This window comes from Oleomonas cavernae (assembly GCF_003590945.1).
Classification (GTDB): Bacteria; Pseudomonadota; Alphaproteobacteria; order Zavarziniales; family Zavarziniaceae; genus Zavarzinia; species Zavarzinia cavernae.
In genome coordinates this window covers 352,287-377,967 of sequence record NZ_QYUK01000016.1, presented here as the reverse complement: position 1 = coordinate 377,967, position 25,681 = coordinate 352,287, and the positions used below count along the sequence as shown (strand labels likewise).

Sequence of the window (25,681 nt, the reverse complement as noted above, 5' to 3'; positions counted from 1 at the left end):
GCGAGACGCGGGCCACGCGTTGTCGCGACCGATTCGAGGAAAACCCTGATGGTGAGCCGCACTCTTCGTCATGTCGTCGCCGGCGCCGCGCTGATGGCGGGCCTGGCGTGGCCGGCCCTGGCCCAGGCCCCCGCCGACCTGGGCGCCCTGCGCGAGCAACTGGCGCAGATGTCGCAAACGGTGACCGAACTGCACCTGGCCCAGAGCACCGTGGCGCCGGGCGCCGCCGCCCAGTTGGAACTGCGCCTGTCGGCCCTGGAAGAAGAGATCCGCCGGATGACCGGCAAGATCGAGGAAGCGCAGAATTCGGCCGAACAGGTCGATGCCAAGCTGAAGAACCTCCAGGAAGACACCGAATTCCGCCTGAACCGGCTCGAGCAGGCCACCGGCGTGCTGGCCGGCGGCGCCCCCGCGGCCGGGGCTGGTGCCGCTGGTGCTGGCGCGGCCCCTGCGCCCTCGAGCCCGCCGCCCGCGACGACCGCGGCGGCCACCCCGGCCGCCCCGCCGCCCGCCACCGGCGGCGGCAATCCCGGCGGGCCCAGCCCGGCCTCGTCCTCGCCGGCGGCGCTGACCGCCTATGACAAGGCCTTGGGCTCGCTGCGCCGCGGCGAATACGACCAGGCGGAAGGCGAGCTCAAGTCCTTCATCGCCGCCTTCGGCTCGGACAAGCTGGCGGGCAATGCCCAGTACTGGCTGGGCGAGACCTATTATGTCCGCGGCAACTACGATCTCGCGGCCAAGGCCTTCCTCGACGGCATCAAGACCTATCCGGGCAGCGCCAAGGCGCCCGACAGCTTCCTCAAGCTGGGCATGAGCCTGATCCAGATGAACCAGAAGGACAAAGGCTGCCAGGTCCTGGCCGAACTGCCCACCCGCTACGCCGACGCCAGCCAAACCATCAAGAGCCGGGCCGACCGCGAGCGCAAAGCCGCCGGCTGCCCCTAGGGCCGGTTCCTTGGGCGGTCTTCTTGCCGTGCTCACCCCCAAACTCGTCATGGCCGGGCGAAGTCCCGGCCATCCACGTCGGCAAGCTGCCTCTTTCTTCAACGGAAGTGGCTCGTCCCGACGTGGATGACCGGGACAAGCCCGGTCATGACGATTGAAGATGGCGCGCCATTCGGAAAAATCGGTCTAGGCCGGTGTTGAGCGACGAGGACCTCCACCTCAGGGAGATCTTCGAGCGGGTGGCCGAGACGCTCGACGGTTTCGGCCCGTTCGAGGCCAGCCCCCATCTGGCCGTCGCGGTGTCCGGCGGGGCCGACAGCCTGGGCCTGATGCTGCTGTGCGATGCCTGGGCCCAATCGCGCGGGGCCCGGCTGACGGTCTTGACCGTCGATCACGGCCTGCGCCCCGAAGCGGCCGCCGAAGCCGGCTACGTCGCCCAGGCGGCCCTGGCCCTGGGGCACGCCCATGTCACGCTGCGGGTGGGGTGGGCGCTGGGCGATGCCGACCTGGAAGCGGCTGCCCGCGCGGCCCGCTACGAATTGCTCACCGCCTGGTGCCGCCAGGCCGGGGTGCTGCACCTGCTGACCGGGCACAGCCGCGATGACCAGGCCGAGACGGTGCTCCTGCGCCTGCTGCGCGGCAGCGGCCTCGACGGGCTGGCGGCCATGGCGCCCCTGCGCCTGGTGGACGGCGTGCGGCTGCTGCGGCCCGTGCTGGAAATCGCGCGCGAAGACCTGCTGCGGCTGGTCCTGGACGCGGGCCTGGCCCCGGTGGCCGACCCGATGAACCAGGACGACCGGTTCCAGCGGGTGTCGACGCGCCGGGCCATGGCGACCCTGGAATTGACCGCTGGGCGCCTGGCCGACACGGCATCGCGCCTGCGCCGGGACCGGGAGGCTGTCGCGGTGGCGGTGCGGCACCTGGCGGTCGATGCCCTGCGCCTGTCGCCCTGGGGCGAGGGGACGATCGTCCGGGCGGCACTGGCCGGGCAGCCGGCGCCGATCGTCGAACGGGTGCTGGCGCGGCTGATCACGGCCGTGGGCGGCGGGCAATATGCCCCGCGGCGGGATCGCCTGGCCCGCCTGGCCGAAATCCTGGCCGATACGGGCGAGGCCTTTCCCGGCGGCACCCTGGGGGCGTGCCGCTTCCTGGCCGGCCGGGAGCGGGTCACCGTGCTGCGCGAGGCGCGCTGGCTCGGCCCCGATCTGCCCCTGGGCGCCGGCGAGCTGGGGCTGTGGGACGGGCGGTTCGAGGTTCAGGCAGGCCCCCGGCCCGTGACCGTGCGCGCCTTGGGGGCCCATCAGGCCCAGGGGATGCCTCGTCTTTCGCCGCCGCGGCGGGCGGTGATGCCGGCGATTTTCGACGCTGCGGGCCTGATTGCCGTCCCCGCGCTCGATTTCGGGGATCCAACGGCAGCCAATGTGCGTTATCGTGCAGCACAAGTGATTTCTGCCTGAATCCGGGCAAGGTGTTGTTTACCGGCGGCAGCACATTATTTTATGAAGACGTATGAGTTGCCGCGATCGCGCGGAACGCCGGCGGCGTGCCGGTAGGAAAGGTCCAGTCACGTGAATTTACCCGGCCGCAACCTCGCCCTGTGGGTAGTGATCGCGTTGATCCTGTTTGCGCTGTTCAATGCCTTCCAAGGCTCGACGACGCGCACGGCGGGCAAGGAACTGGGCTATTCCGAATTCATCGGCTACGTCGACAGCGGGCGGGTGACCGATGTCACCATCCAGGGCAACACCGTCTACCTCAAGCTGACCGACGGGCGCGAATTCACCACGGTGAAGCCCGACGATCCGCAACTGGTCCAGCGCCTGCTCGACAAGAACGTCAATTTCGCCAGCAAGCCGCCGGAAGCCGGCGGGGTCAGCCTGATCGACATCCTGATCAACTGGTTCCCCATGCTGCTGCTGATCGGCGTGTGGATCTTCTTCATGCGCCAGATGCAGTCGGGCGGCGGCAAGGCCATGGGTTTCGGCAAGTCCAAGGCGCGCCTGCTGACCGAACGCCACGGCCGGGTCACCTTCGATGACGTCGCCGGCATCGACGAGGCCAAGGAAGAGCTCGAGGAAATCGTCGACTTCCTGAAGGACCCGCAGAAATTCCAGCGCCTGGGCGGCCGCATCCCCAAGGGCGCCCTGCTGGTCGGCCCGCCGGGCACCGGCAAGACCCTGCTGGCCCGCGCCATCGCCGGCGAGGCGAACGTGCCCTTCTTCACGATTTCGGGTTCCGACTTCGTCGAGATGTTCGTGGGCGTCGGCGCCAGCCGCGTGCGCGACATGTTCGAACAGGCCAAGAAGAACGCGCCCTGCATCATCTTCATCGACGAAATCGACGCCGTCGGCCGCCATCGCGGTGCCGGCCTTGGCGGCGGCAACGACGAGCGCGAGCAGACCCTGAACCAGCTCCTGGTCGAGATGGACGGCTTCGAGGCCAACGAGGGCGTGATCCTGGTCGCCGCGACCAACCGCCCCGACGTGCTGGACCCTGCCCTGCTGCGCCCCGGCCGCTTCGACCGCCAGGTCGTGGTGGCCAATCCCGACATTGTCGGCCGCGAGAAGATCCTGAAGGTGCATATGCGCAAAGTGCCCGTCGGCCCGGACGTGGATGCCCGGGTCATTGCTCGTGGCACGCCGGGTTTCTCGGGCGCGGATCTGGCCAATCTGGTCAACGAGGCGGCGCTGCTTGCCGCGCGCAAGGGCCGCCGCGTCGTTACCATGGACGAGTTCGAGTCCGCCAAGGACAAGGTGATGATGGGCACCGAGCGGCGCTCGATGGTCATGTCCGAGGAAGAGAAGCGTAACACCGCCTATCATGAGGCGGGCCATGCCCTGATCATGCTTCATATTCCCAGCCATGATCCGCTGCACAAGGTCACGATCATTCCGCGTGGCCGGGCGCTGGGCTTGACCATGTTCCTGCCCGAGCGGGACCGGTACGGCTACTCGAGGAAGGAACTGGAGGCGAAACTGGCCGGCCTGTACGGCGGCCGCATGGCCGAGGAATTGATCTTCGGCGAGGAGAACGTCACCACCGGCGCGTCCAACGATATCAAGGTCGCGACCAATCTGGCTCGCCGCATGGTCACCGAATGGGGCATGTCCGACAAACTGGGCCGCCTGCGCTATTCCGAAAACGAGGAAGAGGTCTTCCTCGGTCACTCGGTTACGCAGCGCAAGAACGTTTCGGATGCCACGGCGGGCCTGATCGACGAAGAAGTGCGCCGGATCATCGACACGGCCGAGTCCACCACCCGGAACCTGCTGACCACGTACATGGACGAGCTCCACATCCTCGCCAAGGGCCTTCTCGAGTATGAAACCCTGTCGGCCGACGAAATTCGCGCCCTGCTGAAAGGCGAGAATATTCATCGCGAGGTGAGCGCCGCCGACCCGCCGGCCGACATCGGCCCCGGCTCGGCCGTGCCGCCCACCGGCAAGGCCAGCGACGACCGCGGCCCCGGCTTCCGGCCGGAGCCGCAGCCCGGCGCCTGAGCGCGAACCGCTCCCTCGCCCCGCTTGCGGGGAGAGGGCCGGGGTGAGGGGCGCAGGGCCCGGACACCCCCTCACCCTGACCCTCTCCCCCTGCGGGGGCGAGGGGATCCATCCAGCGATGATCGACGAACAGATATCGCCCCTGGGGCTCGTGCGCGGCGCCGAAGCGCAGGCGCTGATCGGCGCCGGCCTCGCCCTGGCCCTGGCCCCGGGCCTGGCCTTCACAAGGCATGCCCGCGCGCGCCGCGCCGGGGGCGCGGTCCACCGCGACATCCTGCCCCTCGATGCCGCGCCCGGTTACACCCCGCCGGCCGATCCGCTGGCCGCCCTGGGCCTGCCCGGCGAGCGGCCGCTGGTCATGGGCATCGTCAACGTGACGCCCGACAGTTTCTCGGACGGCGGGCGGTTCCAGGGGGCGGCCGGCGTCCAGCATGCCGAGCGGCTGGTCGCGGCCGGAGCCGATATCCTGGACATCGGTGGCGAGTCGACCCGCCCCGGCTCGGCCGAGGTTTCGGTCCAGGAAGAAATCGACCGGGTCTGCCCGGTGATCGCCGCGGCGGCGCCGTTCGGCGTGCCCGTGTCGGTCGATACCCGCAAGGCCGCCGTCATGCAGGCGGCGCTCGCCGCCGGGGCCACGATCGTCAACGATGTCTCGGCCCTGGCCTTCGACCCTGCGGCGGCGCCCTATCTGGCGACGATCGGCTGCCCGGTGATCCTGATGCACACCAGGGGCACGCCCCAGACCATGCAGCAGGATCCGCGCTATGGCGACGTGCTGTTCGAGGTGGTCGCGGAACTGGCGTCGAGCTGCGCCCTGGCCCAGGCGGCGGGCATCGACCGGGGGCGGCTGATCGTCGATCCCGGCATCGGCTTTGCCAAGACCGTGGCCCATAACCTGGCCCTGATCGACGGGCTGCACGCGCTCCATGCCCTGCGTCTGCCGATCCTGCTGGGGGTCAGCCGCAAGTCCTTCATCGGTCGGCTGAATGGCGACATCCCCGCCGATGGCCGACTGCCCGGCTCGCTGGCGGCCGCGATGGCGGGCCTGGACCGCGGTGCCCGGATCCTGCGCGTGCATGACGTGGCCGAGACCGTGCAGGCCGTGACAATCTGGCGTGCCCTGTCTGTCCTGTGATACCAACAACGATGATCAATGGGCCATTGCGGCCCCGCGAAGCTTCAGCGAAGCGAGCCCAGGCCGTGGATGCGGCCGCCCGGCGCTTGAGGGCCTGAGATAAATGACGCGCAAGCTGTTCGGCACCGACGGGATCCGCGGCCTCGCCAATACCGATCCGATGACGGCCGAACTGGCCCTGGCGGTGGGCCAGGCGGCCGGGCGGCTGTTCCAGAAGGGCGCGCACCGGCCGCGCGTGGTGATCGGCAAGGACACGCGCCTGTCGGGCTACATGCTCGAGGCGGCGCTGCAGGCAGGCTTCGTCGCCGTGGGCATGGATGTGATGCTGGTCGGCCCGATGCCGACGCCGGCGGTGGCCATGCTGACCCGCTCGCTGCGCGCCGACCTGGGCGTCATGATTTCCGCCTCGCACAACCAGTATCAGGACAACGGCATCAAGCTGTTCGGCCCCGACGGCTACAAGCTCTCCGACGAGGTCGAAATCGCCATCGAGCGGATGATCGAGGCGGGTGACGTGGCCCGGGCCGAGCCCAAGGCGGTGGGCCGGGCGCAGCGCCTGGACGATGCCGCCGGCCGCTACATCGAATTCGCCAAGGCGACCTTCCCGCGCGGCATGAAGCTGGACGGGCTGAAGGTCGTCATCGATTGCGCCCATGGCGCCGCCTACAAGGTGGCGCCGACGGTGCTGTGGGAACTGGGGGCCGAGGTGGTGGCGATCGGCGTCGCCCCGGACGGCTTCAACATCAACCGCGAATGCGGCTCGACCCATGTCAAGGCGCTGCGCCAGGCCGTGTTGCAGCACGATGCCCATATCGGTATCGCGCTCGACGGCGATGCCGACCGGCTGATCCTGGTCGACGAGGCCGGCCAGGTGGTCGACGGCGACCAGTTGATGGCAGTGGTGGCTGAGCACTTCCACAATACCCAGGCGCTGAAGGGCGGCGGTATCGTCGCCACCGTCATGTCCAACTTAGGGCTGGAACGCCACCTGTCCAACTTCGGCCTGGTCCTGGCGCGCACGGCGGTGGGCGATCGCTATGTCGTCGAGCACATGCGCGAGCATGGTTACAATGTCGGCGGCGAACAGTCGGGTCACATCATCCTGTCGGATTTCGCCACCACCGGCGACGGCCTGATCGCGGCCTTGCAGGTGCTGGCCATGGTGGTCGAGGCCGGGCGCCCGTCGTCGGAAGTGTGCCGGCGCTTCCAGCCCCTGCCGCAGGTCCTGCGCAATGTCCGTTTCACCGCCGCCGGCCGGCACCCGCTGGAAGACGATGGCGTCAAGGCGACCATCGCCGCGGTCGAGGCGCGCCTGAAGCGCACCGGCCGCCTGCTGATCCGCAAGTCGGGGACCGAGCCGGTGATCCGCGTGATGGCCGAGGGCGAGGACCAGAGCCTGGTCGAGAACGCAGTGGCCGAAGTGGTCCAGGCGCTGGAGCGCGTGGCGGCATGACTGTGGTTCGCGGGCGGGTGCTGATCGTCGCGGGTTCCGACTCGGGCGGCGGCGCCGGCATCCAGGCCGACATCAAGACCGTGACGGCCCTGGGCGGCTATGCCATGACCGCCATCACCGCGCTCACCATCCAGAACACCCTGGGTGTCCACGGCATCGTCGAGGTGCCGCCGGCAGCGGTAACTCAGCAGATGGCGGCGTGCCTGGACGATATCGGTGCCGACGTGATCAAGACCGGCATGCTCCACGCCGTGCCGGTGGTCGATGCGGTGCTGGCCGGGCTCGAGCGGCCCGGCGCGCCCGAGTGCCTGGTGGTCGATCCGGTGATGGTGGCCAAGGGCGGGGCGATCCTGTCGGGCGACGAGACCATCGCCGCGATCCGCCGGCGCCTGGTGCCGCGCGCCAGCATCATCACGCCCAACCTGCCCGAAGCCTCGGTCCTGCTGGGTCGCCCGGTCGTTGCGATCGGCGAGATGGACCAGGCGGCCTTCGACCTGCTGGCCCTGGGCTGTGGCGCCGTGCTGTTGAAGGGCGGGCACCTGGCGGGCGATCATGTCCGCGACGTGCTGGTCTCCGCCGACGGCCTGGTTTATTTCGACGACCCGCGGATCGACACCTGGCACACCCATGGCACGGGCTGCACCCTGGCCTCGGCGGTGGCGACCGGCCTTGCCCAGGGCCTGGACCTGGTGGCCGCGGTCACGCGGGCGCGGGCTTACGTGCGCAAGGCCATGGCGACGGCGCCGGGCCTGGGCGCTGGCCATGGCCCGCTGAACCATGGCCACACGGTGGCGCCCTTCACCGCTTGACTGTCCGTTGCAGGGCTCGGGCAAGTTCCCTCGCCCCGCTTGCGGGGAGAGGGTTAGGGTGAGGGGTGTCGAGGACCTGCGCGCGAACTGGCCCGCAATCATGGTGGCCCTGAAGGCCCCTCACCCCAGCCCTCTCCCCGCAAGCGGGGCGAGGGAGTCAGCGGGACCGCTCAGACCGTCCGGATCTGGCCGGTACGGATGGCGACCTGCGGGCGGGGCGCCTGGCGCCGGGAAGCCGGCAGCTTGCTGAGGAAATTCAGGGTCTCGCTGACCGCGATCAGGCCGAAGGCGAAGACGATCATGGTGATCGGCCCCTGCCACAGGCCCAGGGCGGTACCCAGGATGGCCCAGGCGGCGCGGGCTGCGATATTGCCGAACAGCGCCGCATCGGCGCGTCGGGCGATGGTGCGAAGCACATACATAACGTCACCTAACGCTTGTTACCTACCGCATTAGATGGCGTCGAAAGTGTTAACGGCAAGGCTTCTTTTGTCGCACTGCACAATAAAATGGCGCAATGCAGCATTCCCGCTACGGCATGGCTCCACCTTTCGGTTGAGCGTCCCGCCGGGCAGGGGCCCTGCAAGAAACACAATTCACATCACCCCCGCTGCAACGCAGCATCAAGGGGAGCCTTTTCGTTGCGTCGGAGTGCCCATGCGGCTGCCCTTGTTCGCCCTTGCCGTTGCGTCCTTCGGTATCGGCACCACCGAATTCGTCATCATGGGGCTGCTGCTCGATGTTGCCCGCGACTTCCAGGTGACCGTGCCGCAGGCCGGCATGCTGGTCTCGGGCTATGCCCTGGGCGTTACCATCGGCGCGCCGATCCTGGCCATCGCCACCGCGCGGCTGCCGCGGCGCCTGGCCCTGCTGTGGCTGATGGGCCTGTTCATCCTGGGCAACCTGTTGTGTGCCGTGGCGCCCGGCTACTGGCTGCTGATGGGCGCGCGGGTGGTTACCTCGTTCTGCCACGGCGCTTTCTTCGGCTTGGGCGCCGTGGTCGCTGCCGAGGTAGTGCCGCCGCGCCAGCGGGCGCAGGCGATCGCCTTGATGTTCGCCGGCCTGACCCTGGCCAATGTTCTGGGCGTGCCCTTCGGCACGGCGCTGGGCCAGGCCCTGGGCTGGCGCGCCACCTTCTGGGCCGTGGTCGGCATCGGTGTCGCCGCCGGCGTGGCGCTCTACCTGTGGCTGCCGCGCAACCTGGCGGTCTCCACCGGCGGCTTGCTGCGCGAGGTGCGCGCCCTGCGCCAGCCCCAGGTACTGCTGGCCATGCTGATCAGCGCGCTTGCCTCGGCCAGCCTGTTCAGCGTCTTCACCTATATCGCGCCCATCCTGGAACAGGTGACGGGGCTCGAGCCGGCCGGCGTTACCTGGGTGCTGCTGATCTTCGGGGTCGGCCTGACACTCGGCAATCTGGCCGGCGGCCGGCTGGCCGACTGGCGCCTGATGCCCACGGTGATCGCGATCTTCATCGCCCTGACCGCGGTGCTGGTCGTCTTCACCCAGACCAGTGCTGCGCTGTGGCCGGCGGTGATCACCATCTTCATCTGGGGCGTGCTGGTCTTCGCCCTGGTCTCGCCTCTGCAGATGCGGGTGGTGAACGAGGCGACGCAGGCGCCCAACCTCGCCTCCACCATCAACCAGGGGGCGTTCAACCTAGGCAATGCCACGGGTGCCTGGGTCGGCGGCCTGGCGATCACCTATGGCATCTCCTATGCCGACATGCCCTGGGTCGGCGCCGCCCTGGCGCTGGTGGCGCTGGGCTTCACCCTGCTCTCCTATTCGCTGGAACGCCGGACGGCCGTCGAAGTGCCGGCCTGACCATTTCTCCCTCTACGCCCTTCAGGGGGATAGGGAAACCCAACATCGTCATTCCGGCGCAGGCCGGAATCCATTGAGACGTCGCGCGCTGCCCCAGAATGGATCCCGGCCTTCGCCGGGATGACGGCTGGAGATTCAGAAGCGGTCGGCGCGATAGGGGGCGGGATCGGTGAAGGGTGTCTCGCCGGTCATCATCTGCGCCAGCAGGCGGCCGGTGACCGGGCCCAGGGTGAGACCGTGGTGGTTATGGCCGAAGGCGAACCACAGGCCCTTGTGGCGGGGTGCCGGGCCCAGCACCGGCTTCATGTCGGGCAGGCAGGGCCGGCGGCCCATCCAGGGGGCGGGATCGACCCGCTCGCCCAGGGGGAAGATCTCGCGTGCCTTGGCCTCCGCCCGGTCGACCTGGATCGGCGTGGGCGGGGCGTCGCGATCGGCGAATTCGACGCCGGTGGTCAGGCGCAGGCCGCGCTCCATGGGCGCCATCAGGTAACCGCCGTCGACATCCAGCATGGTGTGGTTGGCCACCGCGCCGCCCGCGGGGCGGTAATGCATGTGGTAGCCGCGCTTGACCGCCATGGGAATGGCATAGCCCAGCGACCGGTAGAGATCGTTGGCCCAGGGGCCCAGGGCGATCACGGCGTCCCTAGCCTCGACCGGGCCTGAGCCGGTCATGACGCGCCAGCCGTCGCCGTCCGCCTCGAGGCTGCGGGCATCGCCCGTCGCCAGGATGCCGCCCTGGCGCACGAACAGGTCGGCATAGGCTTTGACCACCTTGCCGGGGTCGGTCACCGTGGCCGGATCCTGCCAGTGCACGGCGCCCACCAGGCCCTGCGCCAGATGGGGTTCCAGCGCGTGGAGCGCCGCCGGGTCCAGCACGGCGTAGCGAAGCTTGTAGGCTTCCAGCGCCCGGGCCTCGGCCACCGCCTTGTCGAAGCTCCGGGGCCGGCGGAAGAATTCGATCCAGCCCCGGTCGCGGCGCAGGGCGTCGATGCCGGCCTTGGCCATCAGGGCCTTGTGCTCGCTCAGGCAATTCTCGATCAGGGGCAGCAGGTCCTTGACGATCTGCTTCAGCCGGCCGGGGCTGGAGGCGCGCCAGAACTGATACAGCCAGGGTGCCACGCGGGGCACGAACAAGGGGTCGTAGCGGGCGTCCGTCGACCGGTTCAGGGCATAGCGGAACAGGTCGGGGATTTCGCGCGGAAAGGTATAGGGGATGACGCTGGCCCGCTCGATGATGCCGGCATTGCCGAAGCTGGTCTCTTCGCCCGGCGCCTTGCGGTCGAGCAGCACGACCGAACGGCCGCGGGCCTGGAGGTGAAGGGCAACCGACACGCCGACGATCCCGGCACCCAGGACCACCACATCAGACCTGCTCATGACCCCTGCCACCCTCGATCCACGACAACCAGCACCCTTGCGCCATCATAGACAAAGGATCGGGCCGGGAAAGTGCCCCTGGTGCAATGCAGCGATGAGGCCTACCAGCCGCCCCCGCCGCCGCCCCCGCCGCCCCCGCCCGACGAGCCGCCGCCCGACGAACCCGACGACGACGGCATGGCCGAGGCGAAGCTCGAGCCCAGGGTCGAGGCGATGCCGGCGGTTGCAGCACCGATGCTCGCCGAACTCCAGGCCGAGCCGGTATAGAACGACGGGGCGTAGTCGCGGCTGCCCGCACCCGTCCTGGCCAGGTGGCTTTCCAGGGCCTCCGACCAGGGTTTTTCCACCCCCAGCGCCACGGCATAGGGCAGGAAGCGTTCGAACAGGTCGGTGGTGAAATCGGGCGCGCCCGCCATGTTCAGGCGGTCGGCCTCGGCCACCGACAGATAGAGGCGGAAGCCTTCGATCTCGTCCATCAGTTTGCGCCCCTCGATAGTCGGGGCGAACAACAGGAAACGGCCCAGGAAGAACAGGGCGATCAGGCCAAAGGCCGCGAAGATCAGGGCGAGTGTCGCCCAGGGCACCTGGTCCACGCCATCGATCAGGTTGACCCAGCGGGCCAGGCCGAACTCGCTGGCCAGCACCAGCAGGGCAAGGGGCAGGCCGATCACCCCCATGATGACGCCGACGATCTTCGAGCCGCCCGGCACGTCGCCGATCAGGCGGCGGTAACCGCCGATCAGCAGCGGAATCGAGATGACGGCGCCGACGATGGCCAGGATCAGTTGCCCCGCCTGCCCGGCGCTCAGCGGGAACAGGATGAAGGCCGCGGCCAGGAAGGCCACGGTGAGCAGGAAGCCGCCGGCGACCCAGCCGGGGTTGGTGGTGAACCAGCTTCCCTTGTTGGCCTTATCCACGACCTTGCGGAAACTGGCCAGGGTGGCCTCCAGGGTGCTGCGATAGGCCTTGGTGATGGCAAGGCTGGTGCGGCCGTCGAAGAAGCCGCCCATGATCGCCTGCTCGCCTGCCGAGAGCTTGTCGATCGGGGCGTGCAGGTCGGTCACCGTCAGGATCTTGTCGGCATTGTCGAGCCGCACCCGCTTGGCCGTGGCCAGCCCCACCAGGGCGGCGACGAAGGCCCGGGGCGCCGCGCCGATGCTCTCCCCCAGGCCGCGATAGAAGACATAGCTGACGTCGGCCGGCGGTAGCTTGCGCGGCGGCCCGAACAGCGGGATGACGATGCCGCGCGGCGGATCGATGCCATGGCGCCGCCAGGTGACGAAGTAGTAGATCGCCATCAAGGGCACGCCGGCCAGCAGGAGCAGCAGACCCAGATTGTCGAGCACGAATTGCGCCTGCCGCCCGGCCTCGCCGGGTTCCGCCACCAGGCCCTTTGGGAAGCCGACGGCGATGGTCATCCCCTCGGAGGCTTCCAGGCGGCGGGTGGTGGCATAGGCGATGGTGTTCCCGTCCTGCCGGGTTACCCGGGCATCATGGCCGGTCTGGCCCTGGGCGCCGGTATAGGCGGCTTGCTGCACGATCCTGGCCCCGGCGGGCAGGGTCACGGCTACGCTGGCGCGCTCGATCGGGAAGCTCCAGAAATTACCGGTGACGTTCCAATAGAGCTCGTCGTACTCGGCGAAGAAGCGCATCTGGCGGGCGCTGCGATAGGTGATCTCGTAGGTGTAGCGGCCCGGGTTCAGGAAGACGTCCTTGTCGCCGATATAGAGCCGCTGGCCGCCCTCGATGCCTTCCTCGTGATAGGGTTCGGGCTGGCCGTCGCGGGTCACCCGCTGGACTTCGAAGCTCGTGGTGCGCACCGTGCCGTCGACATTGCGATGGATGGTCGGAAAATCGCGGAAGATGCCCCGCCTGATCTCGTTGCCTTCCGCCGTGACCGCGATCCGTTCCGTCACCAGCAGATCGCCCGACGCCTCCACGGTGACGGTGGCGTCGAAACTGCGGACGACTTCGGCCGCGATGGCCGGCGAGGCGAGGCAGGCGAGGGCGACGGCGATGGCATGGATCAGGTGGCGCAGCATGGGCGTGCTCCCGAGGCTCAGCTATTAGTCGAAAATCCCTATACGCGTCATCCCGGACGGAGCGCAGCGCAGATCCGGGATCTCAGGACCAGTGTTCTCACCGTGTAACCTTCACGAGATCCCGGCTCTGCGGCCGGGATGACGCTTTTTGTTGGCGCTCAACTGTTCAATCGAACCTGGGGCGCTGCGCGGTCGCCCGGGTCGTCCAGTTCGAAATATTCGGCGAGCTTGAAGCCGAAGCCGTTGGCGATCAGGTTCGAGGGGAATTGCTCGATGTGGGTGTTCAACTGGCGCACCGCACCATTGTAATAGCGCCGCGAGAGCTGGAGGTGATCCTCGACCTCGATCAGGCCTTCCTGCAGTTTCAGGAAACTCTCGCTGGCCTTGAGGTCGGGATAGGCCTCGGCCACCGCCATGACCTGGAGGATGGCGCCGGAGAGGGCATTTTCGGCCACCGCCCGCTCGCCCGGCGAGGCGGCGCGCAGGGCCTGGGCTTGGTTGCGCAACTGGGTGATGCGCTCGAACACGTCTTTTTCATAGGCGACGTAGCCCTTGACCGTCTCGACCAGGCGCGGCACCAGATCGGTCCGCCGCTTGAGCTGGACATCGATGCCGGACCAGCCTTCGCCCACCATCTGCCGGCTCTTGACCAGGGTGTTGAACAGGACGACGGCATAGACCACCGCCACCAGGGCCAGCACCAGGACTATCCAGCCGATCATCCCTTGCTCCCCCGGGCGTGATGACAAGAGGAGTATTTCAGGTTCGCGCGGCGGGGTCGATGGCCGTTTCCGGGGGGCGGGCGTGATCAAGAGACCTGATCACGGCTGCGCTTGTGATTTGGCGTGGGCAGCGTTGTTATGCTGGGGCTCGACTGACGAGCCCTCTGGAGATCCCTGCATGTCGTCTCTTTCCCGGTATCAGCCTCAATTCCTCAGCATCCTGCGCATCGTCGCGGCGCTGATCTTCTTTGCCCATGGGACGCAGAAGCTGCTGGGCTTTCCAGCCTCCGACTTCCACCCCGAAGTCCTCACCCTGCCTTGGATTGCGGGTTGCCTCGAACTGGTCGGCGGCTTCCTGCTGATCATCGGCCTGTTCACCCGGCCGGTCGCCTTCGTGCTGTCGGGCCTGATGGCCGCAGCCTATTGGATCGCCCATGCCCCCCAGAGCCCGTTCCCGGCCCTGAACGGCGGCGATGCGGCGATCCTGTTCTGTTTCGTCTTCCTCTACCTCGTCTTTGCCGGCCCGGGGCCGTGGAGCATCGACGGGCAGCGCAAGTAATGCCGTGAATTCCCCCTTCCGCCCGCTTGGCAGGGGAGGGGTCGGGGGAGGTGGGTCGTAACGCCTCGAGATGCGCCGGGGGTTGCCCCCTCGACCTCCTCACCCAACCCTCTCCTCCCGTGGAGGAGAGGGCTTCGCGGGCGTGTCAGGCCTGGATGAAGGCCAGGAGGTCGGGGTTGACGATATCCGGATGGGTGGTGCACAGGCCGTGGGGCAGGCCCGGATAGACCTTGAGCGTGCCGTGCTTCAGCAGCTTGGCCGACAGGGGCGCGGAGTCGGCGATCGGCACGATCTGGTCGTCGTCGCCGTGCATCACCAGGACCGGCACCTCGATCTTCTTCAAATCCTCGGTGAAGTCGGTCTCCGAGAAGGCCTTGATGCAATCGTAATGGGCCTTGGCGCCGCCCATCATGCCCTGGCGCCACCAATTCTCGATCACGCCTTGGCTGACCTTGGCACCCGGACGGTTGAAGCCGTAGAACGGGCCGGCCGGCACATCGAGGAAGAACTGGGCGCGGTTGGCGACCAGGGCGGCGCGGAAACCGTCGAAGACCTCGAGCGGCAGGCCGCCGGGGTTCTTCTCGGACTTGACCATGATCGGCGGCACCGCCCCGATCAAGACCGCCTTGGCAACGCGGGCCGTGCCGTGACGCCCCAGGTAGCGGGCGACCTCGCCGCCGCCGGTCGAATGGCCGATATGGATGGCATCCTTCAGGTCCAGGGCATTGGTCAGGGCCGCCACGTCGTCGGCATAGGTGTCCATCTCGTTGCCGGTCGCGGTCTGGGTCGAGCGGCCGTGGCCGCGCCGGTCGTGGGCGATGACGCGGTAGCCCTTGCCCAGGAAGTACATCATCTGGGCGTCCCAATCGTCGGCGGAGAGCGGCCAGCCGTGATGGAAGACGATGGGCTGGCCCGTGCCCCAGTCCTTGTAGAAGATCTCGGTGCCGTCCTTGGTGGTGATGGTACCCATGGTGTCGTCTCCGGTGGTCTGCTGCGGCGAGGATGCGTTACGCCCGCGGCGGGCGAAAGCCCACCCGGCGTCTGGTCGGCTCATACCTGGGTATAGGCTGGGAGCAGGACGTGGAAGGTGGCGCCGCGCTCGATGCCGGGGCTGGCCCAGATCCGCCCGCCATGGGCCTCGACGATCGACTTGCAGATCGACAGGCCCATGCCCATGCCGGTCGCCTTGGTGGTGAAGAAGGCGTTGAACAATTGCCCGGCATGGTCGGGCGCGATGCCGGGGCCTGAATCCTCCAGGTCGATCTGGATCGCCGCGCCGTCGCTGCGGGCGCGGATGGCCAGGTCGCGGCGGTCGCGGGGAACCTGCGCCATGGCCTGGACGGCATTGACCAGCAGGTTGATGACGACCTGCTGGACCTGGACCCGGTCGGCCCGGATGGGCGGCAGGCCGGGCGCCAGATCGAGGCGCAGCACCACGTTATGGGTCAGCATTTCGCGGCGCACCAGCAGGGTCGATTCCTCGATCAGGGCGGCACAGTCCAGCGTGACCTGTTCCGGCGCGCTCTTGGTCGACATCGAGCGGATGCGGGCGATGATGTCCGAGGCGCGCTTGCCCTCGCCGATGATGCGCTGGATCGCCGCCTGGGCCTCGCCCAGGTCGGGGGCCTGGCGGCCCAGCCAGCGCAGGGCCGCCTCGCCGTTGGTGACGATCGCTGCCAGCGGCTGGTTCACCTCGTGGGCGATCGAGGCGGTCAACTCGCCCAGGGTGGAGACCCGCGCCGCATGGGCCAGTTCCGCCTGGATGCGGGTCACCTCGTCATGGGCGCGGATGCGGTCGGAAATGTCGACCACGCCGACCAGGACCACGGCGCCGCCCTTGCCGTTGTCGTCGCGCGGATAGCAGCAGGTGAACAGGGCGTCGATCTCGCGCCCGTCCAGGGTGGCGAATTTGGTTTCCGCCTCGAAATGCGGCGTGCCGTCGACCGCGGCATAGAGGCTGCCGGCATAGACCGGCTCGCTGGCGCGCGGCCAGAACGGCGCGACCGAGACCAGCATGTCGGCCTTGCAGGTGCCGCCGAACAGTTGGACGGTCTTCTCGTTCACGTCGATGACCCGGGTCGCTTCCATCGCCTGTCGGACGAAGCCGGGATGGGCGGCGACATAGGCCCGCAGGTCCGTGATGCCGCGCTTGCGCAAGTCCCGCAGCATGGCGCCCACCTGGGCGAAATCCAGTTCCCAGAACGACACCGCCATGGCACGGAACATGTTGCGGTAGCGGTACTCGGCATGGCGCAGGGCTTCCTGTGCCTGCGCAAGGTCGCCGGTCACCGGTGCCGTCTCGGCTCCGAACATCGATCCCCCTCGGGCCGTGCCCGCCCTTGTTGACGCGGGGCCAGGCCCCGGTCCAGCATATTGCAATGGTTCTTATTATCACAGGCTTCGCCAGACGATGACGACCGCTGCGCCGCCGATTGCCCAGGCAAAGCCGGGCCCCGTGGTCCATATCGTCGACGACGATCCCGCCCTGCGTGCCGCCCTCGACAGCCTGTTCCGCTCGGTCGGGCTGGCGACCCGCCTGTTCGGCAGCGCCCAGGAATTCCTCCAGTCGGGCCAGGCCGAGGCGTCCGGCTGCCTGGTGCTCGACATCCGCCTGCCGGGGTTAAGCGGCCTCGATTTCCAGGCCAGGCTGGCCGAGGCCAATGTCCGCATGCCGGTGATCCTGATGACTGGGCACGGCGACATCCCCATGTCGGTGCGGGGCATGAAGGCCGGCGCGGTCGATTTCCTGACCAAGCCGTTCCGCGACCAGGACATGCTGGACGCGGTGACCGTGGCGCTCGAGCGCGACGGCACCACCCGGGCACAGCACAGCGGCCTGGAGGATCTGCGTGCCCGCTACCGCGCGCTCAGCGCGCGCGAAGCCCGGGTCATGGCCATGGTCGCCACCGGCCTGATGAACAAGCAGATCGCCTTCGAGCTGGGCCTCAGCGAAATCACGGTGAAGATCCATCGCGGCAATGCCATGCGCAAGATGGCGGCCAAATCGCTGGCCGACTTCGTGAAAATGGCGGAGGCGCTGAAGCTGGAGGCCGGGCCGGCGGCCTGAGTCATAAACCTGCGTATAATATCGCCGGCGCCGATCTTGCGGTGATTATGGGGACGATGGCCCCGCACCCTGCGCGCCGTCCTCTGCCGAGGAAGAGACCTTGTCCGCATCGCCGCTCATTGCCGTCATCGACGACGATGAATCCGTTCGCGTTTCGCTCGAGGGGCTGGTGCGCTCGCTTGGGCACAGAGTGTGCAGCTTTGCCTCGGCCGAGGCTTATCTGGGTGCCCATACCGCCAGCGACTGCGTGATCAGCGACGTGCAGATGCCCGGCGGCATGGACGGGATCGAACTGATCGAGGCCCTGGCGGCGTCGGGCGACCCCGTGCCGGTGATCCTGATCACCGCCTTCGCCGACGCTCCCATCAAGGCCAGGGCCGAGAAGGCCGGCGCCGCGGGCTTCCTGAAAAAACCCTTCGACGGGGCCAAGCTGATCGACTGCCTCAACGAGGCTCTGGGGCTATAGGGCTGGAGCCGCGTGGTGCGTCCTTCGAGACGCCACCTGCGGTGGCTCCTCAGGATGAGGCAAGTCTTTGTGCCATAAAGATTTTCCTCATCCTGAGGAGGCCCGTAGGGCCGTCTCGAAGGACGCAGGCTACCGGTGCCATCACCCGCACTTGGAATAGCCGCAGGACAGGCAGGTGTCGCAGCCTTCCTGGCGCACCAGGCTGGGCTGGCTGCAGCGGGGGCAGCCGCGCAGGCCCTTCAGGCTGCCGGTGGCCTTGCCGCCACCGGCCTCGGCGCTGCCCATGTCCATCGCGCGCTGGAACTTCTCAGGCAGTTCGACTTGCGTCTTCTGGATGAAGCCGATGTCGATCAGGTGCTGTTCGATCACTTCGCCGATCGCGGCGAGCAGCGAGGGGACATAGCGCCCCTGCATCCAGTGGCCGCCGCGCGGATCGAACACGGCCTTGAGCTCGTCGACCACGAAGGAGACGTCGCCGCCGCGCCTGAACACCGCCGAGATCATGCGGGTGAGCGCCACGGTCCAGGCGTAATGCTCCATGTTCTTGGAATTGATGAAGACCTCGAACGGCCGCCGCCGGCCGTCCTGCACCACATCGTTCACGGTGATGTAGAGGGCATGCTCGGATTCGGGCCAGCGCACCTTGTAGGTCTTGCCCGGCAGGACTTCCGGCCGGTCCAGGGGCTTGGTCATGTAGACCACGCCGCCGGCCTCGTAGATATCCTCGTGGCGGGCCGTGGCGGCGGCCGATTCAAGCTGCAACTGCGGCTCGGCGGGTTTCTTCTCTTCCTTCTTGGGCGTGAGCGAAAGAACCGAACCGGTTACGTCGTTGGGACGATAGGTGGTGCAGCCCTTGCAGCCCTGCGCCCAGGCCAGCAGGTAGATGTCCTTGAAGGCCTCGAAGCCGATGTCCTCGGGGCAGTTGATGGTCTTGGAGATCGAACTGTCGACGTATTTCTGCACCACCGCCTGGACCCGCACATGGTCGGCCGGGGAAAGCACCTGGGCATCGACGAAATAGTCGGGCAGGGGCGCATCCTCGCCCTTCAGGCGGCGCCACAGGCGATAGGCGTAATCGGTGACTTCCTCCTCCCGCCTGGTGCCGTCGGGCATCAGCACCTTGCGGCTATAGGCGAAGGAGAACACAGGCTCCAGGCCGGACGAGACATTGTCGGCGAACAAGGAAATCGTGCCGGTGGGCGCGATCGAGGTGAGCAGGGCATTGCGGATGCCGTGCTTGGCGATGGCCTCGCGGATATCGGCGTCCAGCGCCTTGATCGATTCACCCGCCAGATACTTGTCGCGGTCGAACAGCGGGAACGGCCCCTTCTCGCGGGCGAGATCGACGCTGGCGAGGTAGGCCGCGCGCTGGATCGCGTGCATCCAGCCCTCGATCAGGCGCAGGGCCTGCGGCCCGCCGTAACGCGCGCCGCACATGATCAGGGCGTCGGCCAGGCCGGTGACGCCTAGGCCGATGCGCCGCTTGGTGGTCGCCTCTGCCTGCTGCTGCGGCAGCGGGAAGTTCGAGGTATCGACGACATTGTCCATCATGCGGATGGCCAGGCGCACCACCCGGTCGAGTTCGGCCATGTCGATCGCCGCATCGGCCTCGAACGGCCGCTCCACCAGCCGGGCCAGATTGACCGACCCCAACAGGCAGGCGCCATAGGGGGGCAATGGCTGCTCGCCGCAATTGTGGACATAGAGGCCGCCCGCATCGAAGGCGTTGATGCCGGGTACGCTGACGTCGAAGACATCGGCTTCGCCGGCCGGCTCGACCGCGCGCACCGTGGCGACGAAGGCCTCGCGATTGGGTGCGCGCTTGAAGGCGGCGATCTGGCCGTCCAGGCGATGCTGCTTGGCGACGTCGGTGAAACCGATCCGGTCGCGGAAACGCAGGACATTGGCCCGGGCCACGATCAGCTCGAACTGGGCCTGGGTCGGATAGTGGCGCTGGCCGCCCCTGCCGTCGGGCAGCAGGGTGCTGCCGGCCGGGCGGCGGTCATAGAGGCGGCTGATGACGCCGAAGCGCGCCAGCATGCGCTGTACCGCGACCAGCATCTCGCGGTCGCTCTGGGCCAGGCGAACGCTGATGCCCTTCTCCTGGGTGCCCTGGACGCTGCCGTCGCAATCGAACAGGGCGCGCAAAAACGCTTTCTGGAAGTCGGACGAGGCTCGCTCGATGGCGGGCGTCACGGTCTTGTTGCCGGGCGCCATGCCGAAGCGGGCGGCCAGATCGGCCAGGGCCTTCATCTTCAGGCGATATTCGCCCCGGCCGGCAATTTCCACCCAGCCGGCAAAATCGCTGCGATGGGGCAGGGCGCGGGCGGCATTCTCCGCCTCGGCCATCAGGGCCCGGGTGGCAGGGGACAGGTCGCTGCCGTTCACGGCCGCCGCCTGGGGCCAGACGCTGAGCACGCCCGCCTCCGCCTTCAACGTGCCGTCGCCGACCAGCAGGCCCAGCAACAGGCCCTCGCCCGCATTGCCTTCGCCCGGCCATTCGGCCGCCGCGCCGTGATCGTGCAGCACCACCTCGTCGCCGGGCAGCAGGGAGCCGGCCGGCGCCCAAACGGTCTCACGGCGGAACCGCGTCCTGGCCGCGATTTTCAGCACCTTGTGATCGGCGGTAAGGCGCAGGCGGAAGCCGTCGTCGGTGAGCAAGTCGACCACCGGCTTGCGCCCGGTGGGAAAGAAGCCCCGGCCATCGCTGTCGTGGCCGACGCCGTCGACCAGTGCCGCGAAAGGCCGGCCGAGGAGGTCGGCAACCTGCCGCGGGCCCCGGGTGGTCGTAACCCAGGTGTCGGCGGTGATGCAGGGGTTGGTGGCGCTGATCGTCTCGGCGTACCACAGGTTATTCAGCCGGTTGATCCGGTCGATGAAGATCACGCCGGGTTCGGCATAGGCGTAGGTGGCGCGCATGATCGTGTCCCACAGGTCGCGGGCGCGCACCGTCTTGTAGACCATGCCGTCGAAGGTCAGGTTCCAGGGCTCGTCGGCCTCGACCGCGGCCATGAACGGGTCGATGACCAGGACCGAGAGGTTGAACATGCGCAGGCGGCCGGGGTCGCGCTTGGCGGCGATGAAGGCCTCGATATCCGGGTGGTCGCAGCGCATGGTCGCCATCATGGCGCCGCGCCTATGGCCGGCCGACATGATGGTGCGGCACATGGCGTCCCACACGTCCATGAACGGCAGGGGGCCGGAGGCATCGGCGCCCACGCCCTTCACCGCGGCGCCCTTGGGCCGCAGGGTCGAGAAGTCGTAACCGATGCCGCCGCCCTGCTGCATGGTCAAGGCGGCCTCGCGCAGATGCTCGAAAATGCCCGACATGTCGTCGGGCACCGTGCCCATGACGAAGCAGTTGAACAGGGTGACGCGGCGCGCGGTGCCCGCCCCGGCGATGATGCGGCCGGCCGGCATGAAGCGGAAATCGGCCATGGCGGAGGCGAACGCGGCCTCCCAATGGGCGCGCACCTCCGGCGCCTCGACCACGGCGAGCGAACTGGCCACCCGGGCCCAGGTGTCTTCGATCGTGGCGTCCACCGATGTCCCGTCCGGGGCCTTCAAGCGGTACTTCATGTCCCAGATCTGCTGGCTGATCGGCGCGATCGACACCATGAATAGGGTCCTTGTCAGGCTGCGGCGGCTCGGGCCGTGGGCGGCTCAAGGGGTTAACATTGTGACCAAGGGTCTGTCCCGGGTCAATCTTTGTTCTCTTTATGTTTCCACCGCGTTCCCGAACACAAGATGCTGATTGGATTGCCAAATCAGACTTGTCCCCGATCTCTACAGGTCGTGGTGCCAATGTTATCCACAACCGAAATCTAGGAGTCGCGAAAAATGTTCCCGATTCGTCTGAGCCACCACATGTTGGGGATATTATACTTGACGTACCCACACATTTTGATATCCTGTTCTCATAAGGAGTCAACGGGCTATGTCACATCTTTCGGCGAATCACTTCCACGATGAAGAAGCGGCTTATGCCTTTGTCGAGGCCCGCGTTTGGCCGACTGGTCCGGTCTGCCCGCACTGTGGCGGGGTGGAGCGCATCTCGAAGATGAAGGGCACTTCGACCCGGATTGGCGCCTACAAGTGCTACCAGTGCCGCAAGCCCTTCACCGTGAAGATCGGGACCATCTTCGAGGCCAGCCACGTCAAGATGAACCTGTGGCTTCAGGCCATTTACCTGATGTCCGCCTCCAAGAAAGGCATCTCGGCCAACCAGCTTCACCGCACCTTGGACGTGACCCTCAAGACCGCTTGGTTCATGAGCCACCGTATCCGCGAGGCGATGCGCTCTAACAACCCGTCGCCCATGGGCTCGAACGGGGGCGCCGTGGAGGTTGACGAGACTTTCCTCGGCACCGACAAGACCAAGGCGCACAAGATCAAGAAGGGGCGCCGCATCGCTCACATGAACAAGGTTCTTTCCCTTGTCGACCGCGAGACCGGCGCCGCGCGCAGCGTCGTCATCAACGAGATCAGCATTGCCAGCATCGCCCCTGTGCTGGAGGCGAACATCGCCCGCGAGGCGCGCCTGATGACCGATGAAGCCGGTGTCTACAAGGCGATCGGCTGGAATTTCGCCGACCATGGCAGCGTCAACCACGGCAAGGACGAGTACGTCAGCCGCGCGGATCGCACCGTCCATACCAACACCATCGAGGGCTATTTCAGCATCTTCAAACGCGGCATGAAGGGCATCTATCAGCATTGCTCATCTAAGCACCTGCACCGCTATCTGGCAGAGTTTGATTTCCGCTACAGCAACCGTCAGGCTCTTGGCACTGACGATGCCGCCCGCGCCAACGTTGCCCTTCTGGGGGTCGTCGGCAAGCGGCTCAAGTATGCAGCAGCTAATGGCGAGGCCTGAAACCGATGCCAAAGAAGAAGGCGGACCTATCGCAGGCGGAGCAATCGGAGCGATTCCGAAAGGCCATCGACGACATGGCGGCCGCTGGCGATCTAAGTCCCAACGATGGAAACGAACACTTTGAGCGTGTGCTGAGAAAGCTCGCCACGCCCAAAAAACGTCGCATGGACGCCAAGTAAACGATCCGCTAATTTCAGCCTCGGAAAGGACAACTCCTTTCTGGGGCGTGAGAACCCCGCAGCATGCGGCGCGAGTGCTAGCCGCAAAAGCACTCCTCGACCTGTATCGGTCGGGGAGGCGTTGACGTATGTCCAGGGCGCAAGCCTAAAGGTCAACGCGAGCCCACATGCTGCGGCTTTCTCAACTCCCCGACTGACGGTGGGGAGTCAAATATATGCTGAAATTCCTGGATAGCGTGCGCGATGCGATCGGTATTGCGATCCTTTTAGCCTTCTGTGCTGCCGTCTCTATCATCCCAGCCGCCGGCGCTCTCGGAGTCGTATTGGTAATCACAGATTTCCCAGATGATATCCAGAGAGCAATCCGACGCTGTATTGTACAGGTTCGAGCATCATCGTTCATCACCGAACAGGAAGCCTATTTGATCACTCTCTGCATGGAGAATGAGGGGTATCGCCTTCGTGCCGATGCCTATCCCGAGTACATGCGAGCCATAGACTTTAACGTCTATCGTCCTGATGGTGTATGGGAGAGTCTCATTTATGACGTGAAACAGGCAATCAAGGAAAAGAGCTTTGCGCCCCTCACTCATGAGTGAGGGGCACACAATACAATAATTAAAAACTCTCGCCAAAGAAGCTGCCCGTCTGCTTAAATTGGCAAATGGCGTTCTTTAGTCCAAGATCGGCAAAGCAACCTCCTGACTGATGACCCGTCGTGGCGTTAACAAAGACGTTCCTGTATCCGCTATTAGCAAGCGTGATTGGCGGCCCATACACATGATTATCCCAATGCTTACAGACCTCGTAGGCCAGAAAGTCCGCCGTTTGTAGCGGCACCACTTTTGAAGGCGGGTAGAAGGACAGTCCTCCCAAGACATTCAGATAGCTAGGGTGGGCCTGGATCGCGGCACCAACTTCTGACATTCGCTTCTGGTATTCGTCATTCAGTGCAAAGACGGGTGCAATTTCCTCTCCGTTGCAATGACTGATCGACCAATTGCGCAGTTGCCAGACGATATGGCGGAAGCACAGATCAAACGGCTTGGGAAACTTAGACAGAAACGCCGCGTCTTTCGCCTCGTTCTCCCAATCTTCAATAACGACTGCGGACCATATCGCCCGCACCGGATGCGCTTCCAATATCTTCGAGAGACGAACGATCAGATCATGGCGCTCGGTTTCAGGGATTCCATGGTATTCCCGGTGCCCGCTGATGCAGGGGCTCATGTGAAATACAGGAGCATAGGCCGGCTGGGCCGCGCGCCATTCCGCCTCTAGTGCAGACCAAGTAGCCTGATCGGCCACATATCCCGCAATTGCCGCGATGCTCGCCGAGCCGTGGGTGCCGGACTCGTCAAAATAAGCCTGTAGCAGCGCCAGCGCCTTCCATCGAGAGGCGGCGCCGTGCACAAGATCAGCTAGCGCCGAAATGGAGATATCACGCGATAGCTTACTCATTTTTCACCTGGGTACGCAATGTATAATAGTGCCCACATGTTGGGGTGAAAGCAGCCCCTGGGCAGCAGATGTTCTCATTCCCGCGTGGCGCGGGCGGCCGGCCGAATCGGCGGGGCCAAGCGCCCGGCCCGATTCGGGCCGGGCGCCTTTCGAGGTCGGATCGTTGTGTCTTGGGCTCAGGGCTTGAAGCTGGCCCGGGCCTTCACGGCGGTGTCGGGGAAATCGGAGAAGACGCCGTCGACGCCCAGGGCGAAGAACTGGTGGTATTCGGCGATCGGGTCACCCTTGTAGTCGGGGCTGAGGTAACGGCCGTCCTCGTTGCGGAAGGTCCAGGGGTGGACGACCAGGCCCGCGGCATGGGCATCGGTGATCACCGTGTTGGCCGGCTGCAGGGTCTTGTCCGGGTTCTCGGCCACGATGTTGCGCTTGTAGGGGCCGACGCCGTCGGCATAGGTGGCGATTTCCTTGAGGCCCGCCGCCGTCAGCAGGTCGGCATAGGTGCGCTTGTCGCCGGCCGCCACGAAATCGGCCGGGGCCTTCTTGGCGTCGTCGATCAATTGCACCAGGCGCACGTCGATGACGCCGTTCAGCTCCTTCAGGTTGGCGACCTCGAAGGATTGGACGAAGACCGGGGCGTCCTTGCCCGTCCAGCCGGCTGCCTTGAGGGCGGCGACCAGCTTTTCTTCCAGCGACAGGCCGACCTGGTCGAAATAGCTGCCGTGCTTGAGTTCGGGATAGATGCCGATGGTGCGGCCGGTTGCGGCCGAGCGGGCCTTGGCCAGGGCGATCACCTCGTCGAAGGTGGGGACCAGGAACTTGCCGTCGTTGTCGTGGCTGCGGAAATCGGTGCGTTCCTTGGCGCGCAGGGTCTTGATCTCGGCCAGGGTCAGGTCCTCGGTGAACCAGCCTTCGATTTCCTTGCCGTCGATGACCTTCCGGGCCTTGCGCTCGGGGAATTTCGCCGCGACGTCGGTGGTGCCGCCGATTTCGTTCTCGTGGCGGGCGATCAGCACGCCGTCCTTGGTCGAGACCAGGTCGGGCTCGATGAAATCAGCGCCCTGCTCGATCGCCAGGGTGTAGCCCTCGATGGTGTGTTCGGGCAGGTAACCGCTGGCGCCGCGATGGCCGATGACCAGGGGGGCGGGCTGGCCGGCCGCGGCCGCCTGGGAGAGCAGGGCGGCAAGAGCCAGGGCGAGGGGGATGACCGGTTTCATGGGCTGCCTCGTTGTGTCGCGTGGGGAGCAAGCTCAATAGCACCCGTCCGTGACA

General features: G+C 66.7%; 22 protein-coding genes. 13 read left to right on the top strand and 9 right to left on the bottom strand.

The window, feature by feature from the left end; genetic code table 11:
* Positions 1 to 48 precede the first annotated feature (48 nt).
* The 6 genes from ybgF to thiD all read left to right on the top strand — a co-directional run bounded on the left by ybgF (position 49) and on the right by thiD (position 7,842).
* On the top strand, positions 49 to 945 hold the full coding sequence (gene ybgF, locus D3874_RS27025) for a tol-pal system protein YbgF (protein WP_147385882.1): 897 nt from the start codon (positions 49 to 51) through the stop codon (positions 943 to 945).
* Between the two features lie 197 nt (positions 946 to 1,142).
* Complete coding sequence (gene tilS, locus D3874_RS27020) at positions 1,143 to 2,402, top strand: tRNA lysidine(34) synthetase TilS (protein ID WP_119782800.1); 1,260 nt, start codon at positions 1,143 to 1,145, stop codon at positions 2,400 to 2,402.
* Between the two features lie 111 nt (positions 2,403 to 2,513).
* Positions 2,514 to 4,445, top strand: a complete 1,932-nt coding sequence (gene ftsH / locus D3874_RS27015) for an ATP-dependent zinc metalloprotease FtsH (protein WP_119782799.1) — start codon at positions 2,514 to 2,516, stop codon at positions 4,443 to 4,445.
* A gap of 118 nt (positions 4,446 to 4,563) precedes the next feature.
* Positions 4,564 to 5,580 carry a dihydropteroate synthase gene (gene folP, locus D3874_RS27010; protein WP_119782798.1) on the top strand — a complete coding sequence of 339 codons (1,017 nt, stop codon included), beginning with the start codon at positions 4,564 to 4,566 and terminating at the stop codon, positions 5,578 to 5,580.
* Between the two features lie 103 nt (positions 5,581 to 5,683).
* The gene (gene glmM, locus D3874_RS27005; protein WP_119782797.1) at positions 5,684 to 7,033 is read left to right on the top strand and encodes a phosphoglucosamine mutase; all 1,350 of its coding nucleotides are present in this window, start codon (positions 5,684 to 5,686) and stop codon (positions 7,031 to 7,033) included.
* Entirely contained in the window at positions 7,030 to 7,842 is an 813-nt protein-coding gene (gene thiD, locus D3874_RS27000; protein ID WP_119782796.1) for a bifunctional hydroxymethylpyrimidine kinase/phosphomethylpyrimidine kinase, read from the top strand. The genes glmM and thiD overlap by 4 nt, the downstream gene beginning before the upstream one ends.
* Before the next feature lie 170 nt (positions 7,843 to 8,012).
* Here the strand turns inward: thiD and D3874_RS26995 are convergent, their stop codons facing one another.
* On the bottom strand, positions 8,013 to 8,264 hold the full coding sequence (locus D3874_RS26995; protein WP_119782795.1) for a hypothetical protein: 252 nt from the start codon (positions 8,262 to 8,264) through the stop codon (positions 8,013 to 8,015).
* Between the two features lie 235 nt (positions 8,265 to 8,499).
* On the opposite strand from D3874_RS26995, the gene D3874_RS26990 reads away from it, so the two are divergent.
* Complete coding sequence (locus D3874_RS26990) at positions 8,500 to 9,663, top strand: MFS transporter (protein ID WP_119782794.1); 1,164 nt, start codon at positions 8,500 to 8,502, stop codon at positions 9,661 to 9,663.
* 135 nt (positions 9,664 to 9,798) lie between these two features.
* Here the strand turns inward: D3874_RS26990 and D3874_RS26985 are convergent, their stop codons facing one another.
* The 3 genes from D3874_RS26985 to D3874_RS26975 form a co-directional block, all read right to left on the bottom strand.
* Positions 9,799 to 11,040, bottom strand: a complete 1,242-nt coding sequence (locus D3874_RS26985) for an NAD(P)/FAD-dependent oxidoreductase (RefSeq protein ID WP_119782793.1) — start codon at positions 11,038 to 11,040, stop codon at positions 9,799 to 9,801.
* Between the two features lie 101 nt (positions 11,041 to 11,141).
* Positions 11,142 to 13,082: a DUF2207 domain-containing protein gene (locus tag D3874_RS26980; RefSeq protein ID WP_119782792.1), complete on the bottom strand. Its 1,941-nt coding sequence runs from the start codon at positions 13,080 to 13,082 to the stop codon at positions 11,142 to 11,144.
* A gap of 158 nt (positions 13,083 to 13,240) precedes the next feature.
* Positions 13,241 to 13,804 carry a LemA family protein gene (locus tag D3874_RS26975; protein WP_119782791.1) on the bottom strand — a complete coding sequence of 188 codons (564 nt, stop codon included), beginning with the start codon at positions 13,802 to 13,804 and terminating at the stop codon, positions 13,241 to 13,243.
* Positions 13,805 to 13,982: 178 nt separating this feature from the next.
* Here D3874_RS26975 and D3874_RS26970 point away from each other — a divergent pair, with 178 nt between their 5' ends.
* The gene (locus tag D3874_RS26970; protein WP_119782790.1) at positions 13,983 to 14,363 is read left to right on the top strand and encodes a DoxX family protein; all 381 of its coding nucleotides are present in this window, start codon (positions 13,983 to 13,985) and stop codon (positions 14,361 to 14,363) included.
* Positions 14,364 to 14,508: 145 nt separating this feature from the next.
* On the opposite strand, the gene D3874_RS26965 is transcribed toward D3874_RS26970, so the two are convergent.
* Both D3874_RS26965 and D3874_RS26960 read right to left on the bottom strand, forming a co-directional pair.
* Positions 14,509 to 15,333 carry an alpha/beta fold hydrolase gene (locus tag D3874_RS26965; protein ID WP_199699381.1) on the bottom strand — a complete coding sequence of 275 codons (825 nt, stop codon included), beginning with the start codon at positions 15,331 to 15,333 and terminating at the stop codon, positions 14,509 to 14,511.
* Positions 15,334 to 15,413: 80 nt separating this feature from the next.
* Positions 15,414 to 16,676, bottom strand: coding sequence for a PAS domain-containing sensor histidine kinase (locus tag D3874_RS26960; protein WP_119782788.1), 1,263 nt, complete (start codon positions 16,674 to 16,676; stop codon positions 15,414 to 15,416).
* Between the two features lie 97 nt (positions 16,677 to 16,773).
* Here D3874_RS26960 and D3874_RS26955 point away from each other — a divergent pair, with 97 nt between their 5' ends.
* Both D3874_RS26955 and D3874_RS26950 read left to right on the top strand, forming a co-directional pair.
* Entirely contained in the window at positions 16,774 to 17,430 is a 657-nt protein-coding gene (locus D3874_RS26955; protein WP_119782787.1) for a response regulator transcription factor, read from the top strand.
* A 100-nt stretch (positions 17,431 to 17,530) separates the two neighbouring features.
* Positions 17,531 to 17,896: a response regulator transcription factor gene (locus tag D3874_RS26950; protein ID WP_119782786.1), complete on the top strand. Its 366-nt coding sequence runs from the start codon at positions 17,531 to 17,533 to the stop codon at positions 17,894 to 17,896.
* 141 nt (positions 17,897 to 18,037) lie between these two features.
* On the opposite strand, the gene D3874_RS26945 is transcribed toward D3874_RS26950, so the two are convergent.
* The gene (locus D3874_RS26945) at positions 18,038 to 21,514 is read right to left on the bottom strand and encodes an LAGLIDADG family homing endonuclease (RefSeq protein ID WP_119782785.1); all 3,477 of its coding nucleotides are present in this window, start codon (positions 21,512 to 21,514) and stop codon (positions 18,038 to 18,040) included.
* A 319-nt stretch (positions 21,515 to 21,833) separates the two neighbouring features.
* Between D3874_RS26945 and D3874_RS26940 the strand changes: the two genes are divergently transcribed.
* The 3 genes from D3874_RS26940 to D3874_RS26935 all read left to right on the top strand — a co-directional run bounded on the left by D3874_RS26940 (position 21,834) and on the right by D3874_RS26935 (position 23,550).
* Positions 21,834 to 22,772, top strand: a complete 939-nt coding sequence (locus tag D3874_RS26940) for an IS1595 family transposase (RefSeq protein ID WP_119782784.1) — start codon at positions 21,834 to 21,836, stop codon at positions 22,770 to 22,772.
* 5 nt (positions 22,773 to 22,777) lie between these two features.
* Positions 22,778 to 22,951, top strand: a complete 174-nt coding sequence (locus D3874_RS28870; RefSeq protein ID WP_158596244.1) for a hypothetical protein — start codon at positions 22,778 to 22,780, stop codon at positions 22,949 to 22,951.
* 215 nt (positions 22,952 to 23,166) lie between these two features.
* Positions 23,167 to 23,550, top strand: a complete 384-nt coding sequence (locus D3874_RS26935; protein ID WP_119782783.1) for a hypothetical protein — start codon at positions 23,167 to 23,169, stop codon at positions 23,548 to 23,550.
* A 19-nt stretch (positions 23,551 to 23,569) separates the two neighbouring features.
* Here D3874_RS26935 and D3874_RS26930 read toward each other — a convergent pair whose 3' ends face one another.
* Positions 23,570 to 24,412, bottom strand: coding sequence for a DUF3800 domain-containing protein (locus D3874_RS26930; RefSeq protein WP_119782782.1), 843 nt, complete (start codon positions 24,410 to 24,412; stop codon positions 23,570 to 23,572).
* 176 nt (positions 24,413 to 24,588) lie between these two features.
* The gene (locus D3874_RS26925; protein WP_119782781.1) at positions 24,589 to 25,626 is read right to left on the bottom strand and encodes a glycerophosphodiester phosphodiesterase; all 1,038 of its coding nucleotides are present in this window, start codon (positions 25,624 to 25,626) and stop codon (positions 24,589 to 24,591) included.
* Between the last annotated feature and the right edge of the window lie 55 nt (positions 25,627 to 25,681).

What these genes read in the sequence shown, in the direction of transcription:
- D3874_RS26970 (WP_119782790.1), top strand. Translation starts at nt 13,983, where the DNA reads ATGTCGTCTCTTTCCCGGTATCAGCCTCAATTCCTCAGCATCCTGCGC.
- D3874_RS26995 (WP_119782795.1), bottom strand. Translation starts at nt 8,264, where the DNA reads ATGTATGTGCTTCGCACCATCGCCCGACGCGCCGATGCGGCGCTGTTC.
- D3874_RS26955 (WP_119782787.1), top strand. Translation starts at nt 16,774, where the DNA reads ATGACGACCGCTGCGCCGCCGATTGCCCAGGCAAAGCCGGGCCCCGTG.
- D3874_RS26980 (WP_119782792.1), bottom strand. Translation starts at nt 13,082, where the DNA reads ATGCTGCGCCACCTGATCCATGCCATCGCCGTCGCCCTCGCCTGCCTC.
- D3874_RS26990 (WP_119782794.1), top strand. Translation starts at nt 8,500, where the DNA reads ATGCGGCTGCCCTTGTTCGCCCTTGCCGTTGCGTCCTTCGGTATCGGC.
- D3874_RS26975 (WP_119782791.1), bottom strand. Translation starts at nt 13,804, where the DNA reads ATGATCGGCTGGATAGTCCTGGTGCTGGCCCTGGTGGCGGTGGTCTAT.
- D3874_RS26965 (WP_199699381.1), bottom strand. Translation starts at nt 15,333, where the DNA reads ATGGGTACCATCACCACCAAGGACGGCACCGAGATCTTCTACAAGGAC.
- folP (WP_119782798.1), top strand. Translation starts at nt 4,564, where the DNA reads ATGATCGACGAACAGATATCGCCCCTGGGGCTCGTGCGCGGCGCCGAA.
- D3874_RS26925 (WP_119782781.1), bottom strand. Translation starts at nt 25,626, where the DNA reads ATGAAACCGGTCATCCCCCTCGCCCTGGCTCTTGCCGCCCTGCTCTCC.
- glmM (WP_119782797.1), top strand. Translation starts at nt 5,684, where the DNA reads ATGACGCGCAAGCTGTTCGGCACCGACGGGATCCGCGGCCTCGCCAAT.
- D3874_RS26940 (WP_119782784.1), top strand. Translation starts at nt 21,834, where the DNA reads ATGTCACATCTTTCGGCGAATCACTTCCACGATGAAGAAGCGGCTTAT.
- D3874_RS28870 (WP_158596244.1), top strand. Translation starts at nt 22,778, where the DNA reads ATGCCAAAGAAGAAGGCGGACCTATCGCAGGCGGAGCAATCGGAGCGA.
- D3874_RS26960 (WP_119782788.1), bottom strand. Translation starts at nt 16,676, where the DNA reads ATGTTCGGAGCCGAGACGGCACCGGTGACCGGCGACCTTGCGCAGGCA.
- D3874_RS26985 (WP_119782793.1), bottom strand. Translation starts at nt 11,040, where the DNA reads ATGAGCAGGTCTGATGTGGTGGTCCTGGGTGCCGGGATCGTCGGCGTG.
- thiD (WP_119782796.1), top strand. Translation starts at nt 7,030, where the DNA reads ATGACTGTGGTTCGCGGGCGGGTGCTGATCGTCGCGGGTTCCGACTCG.
- D3874_RS26930 (WP_119782782.1), bottom strand. Translation starts at nt 24,412, where the DNA reads ATGAGTAAGCTATCGCGTGATATCTCCATTTCGGCGCTAGCTGATCTT.
- D3874_RS26935 (WP_119782783.1), top strand. Translation starts at nt 23,167, where the DNA reads ATGCTGAAATTCCTGGATAGCGTGCGCGATGCGATCGGTATTGCGATC.
- D3874_RS26945 (WP_119782785.1), bottom strand. Translation starts at nt 21,514, where the DNA reads ATGGTGTCGATCGCGCCGATCAGCCAGCAGATCTGGGACATGAAGTAC.
- ybgF (WP_147385882.1), top strand. Translation starts at nt 49, where the DNA reads ATGGTGAGCCGCACTCTTCGTCATGTCGTCGCCGGCGCCGCGCTGATG.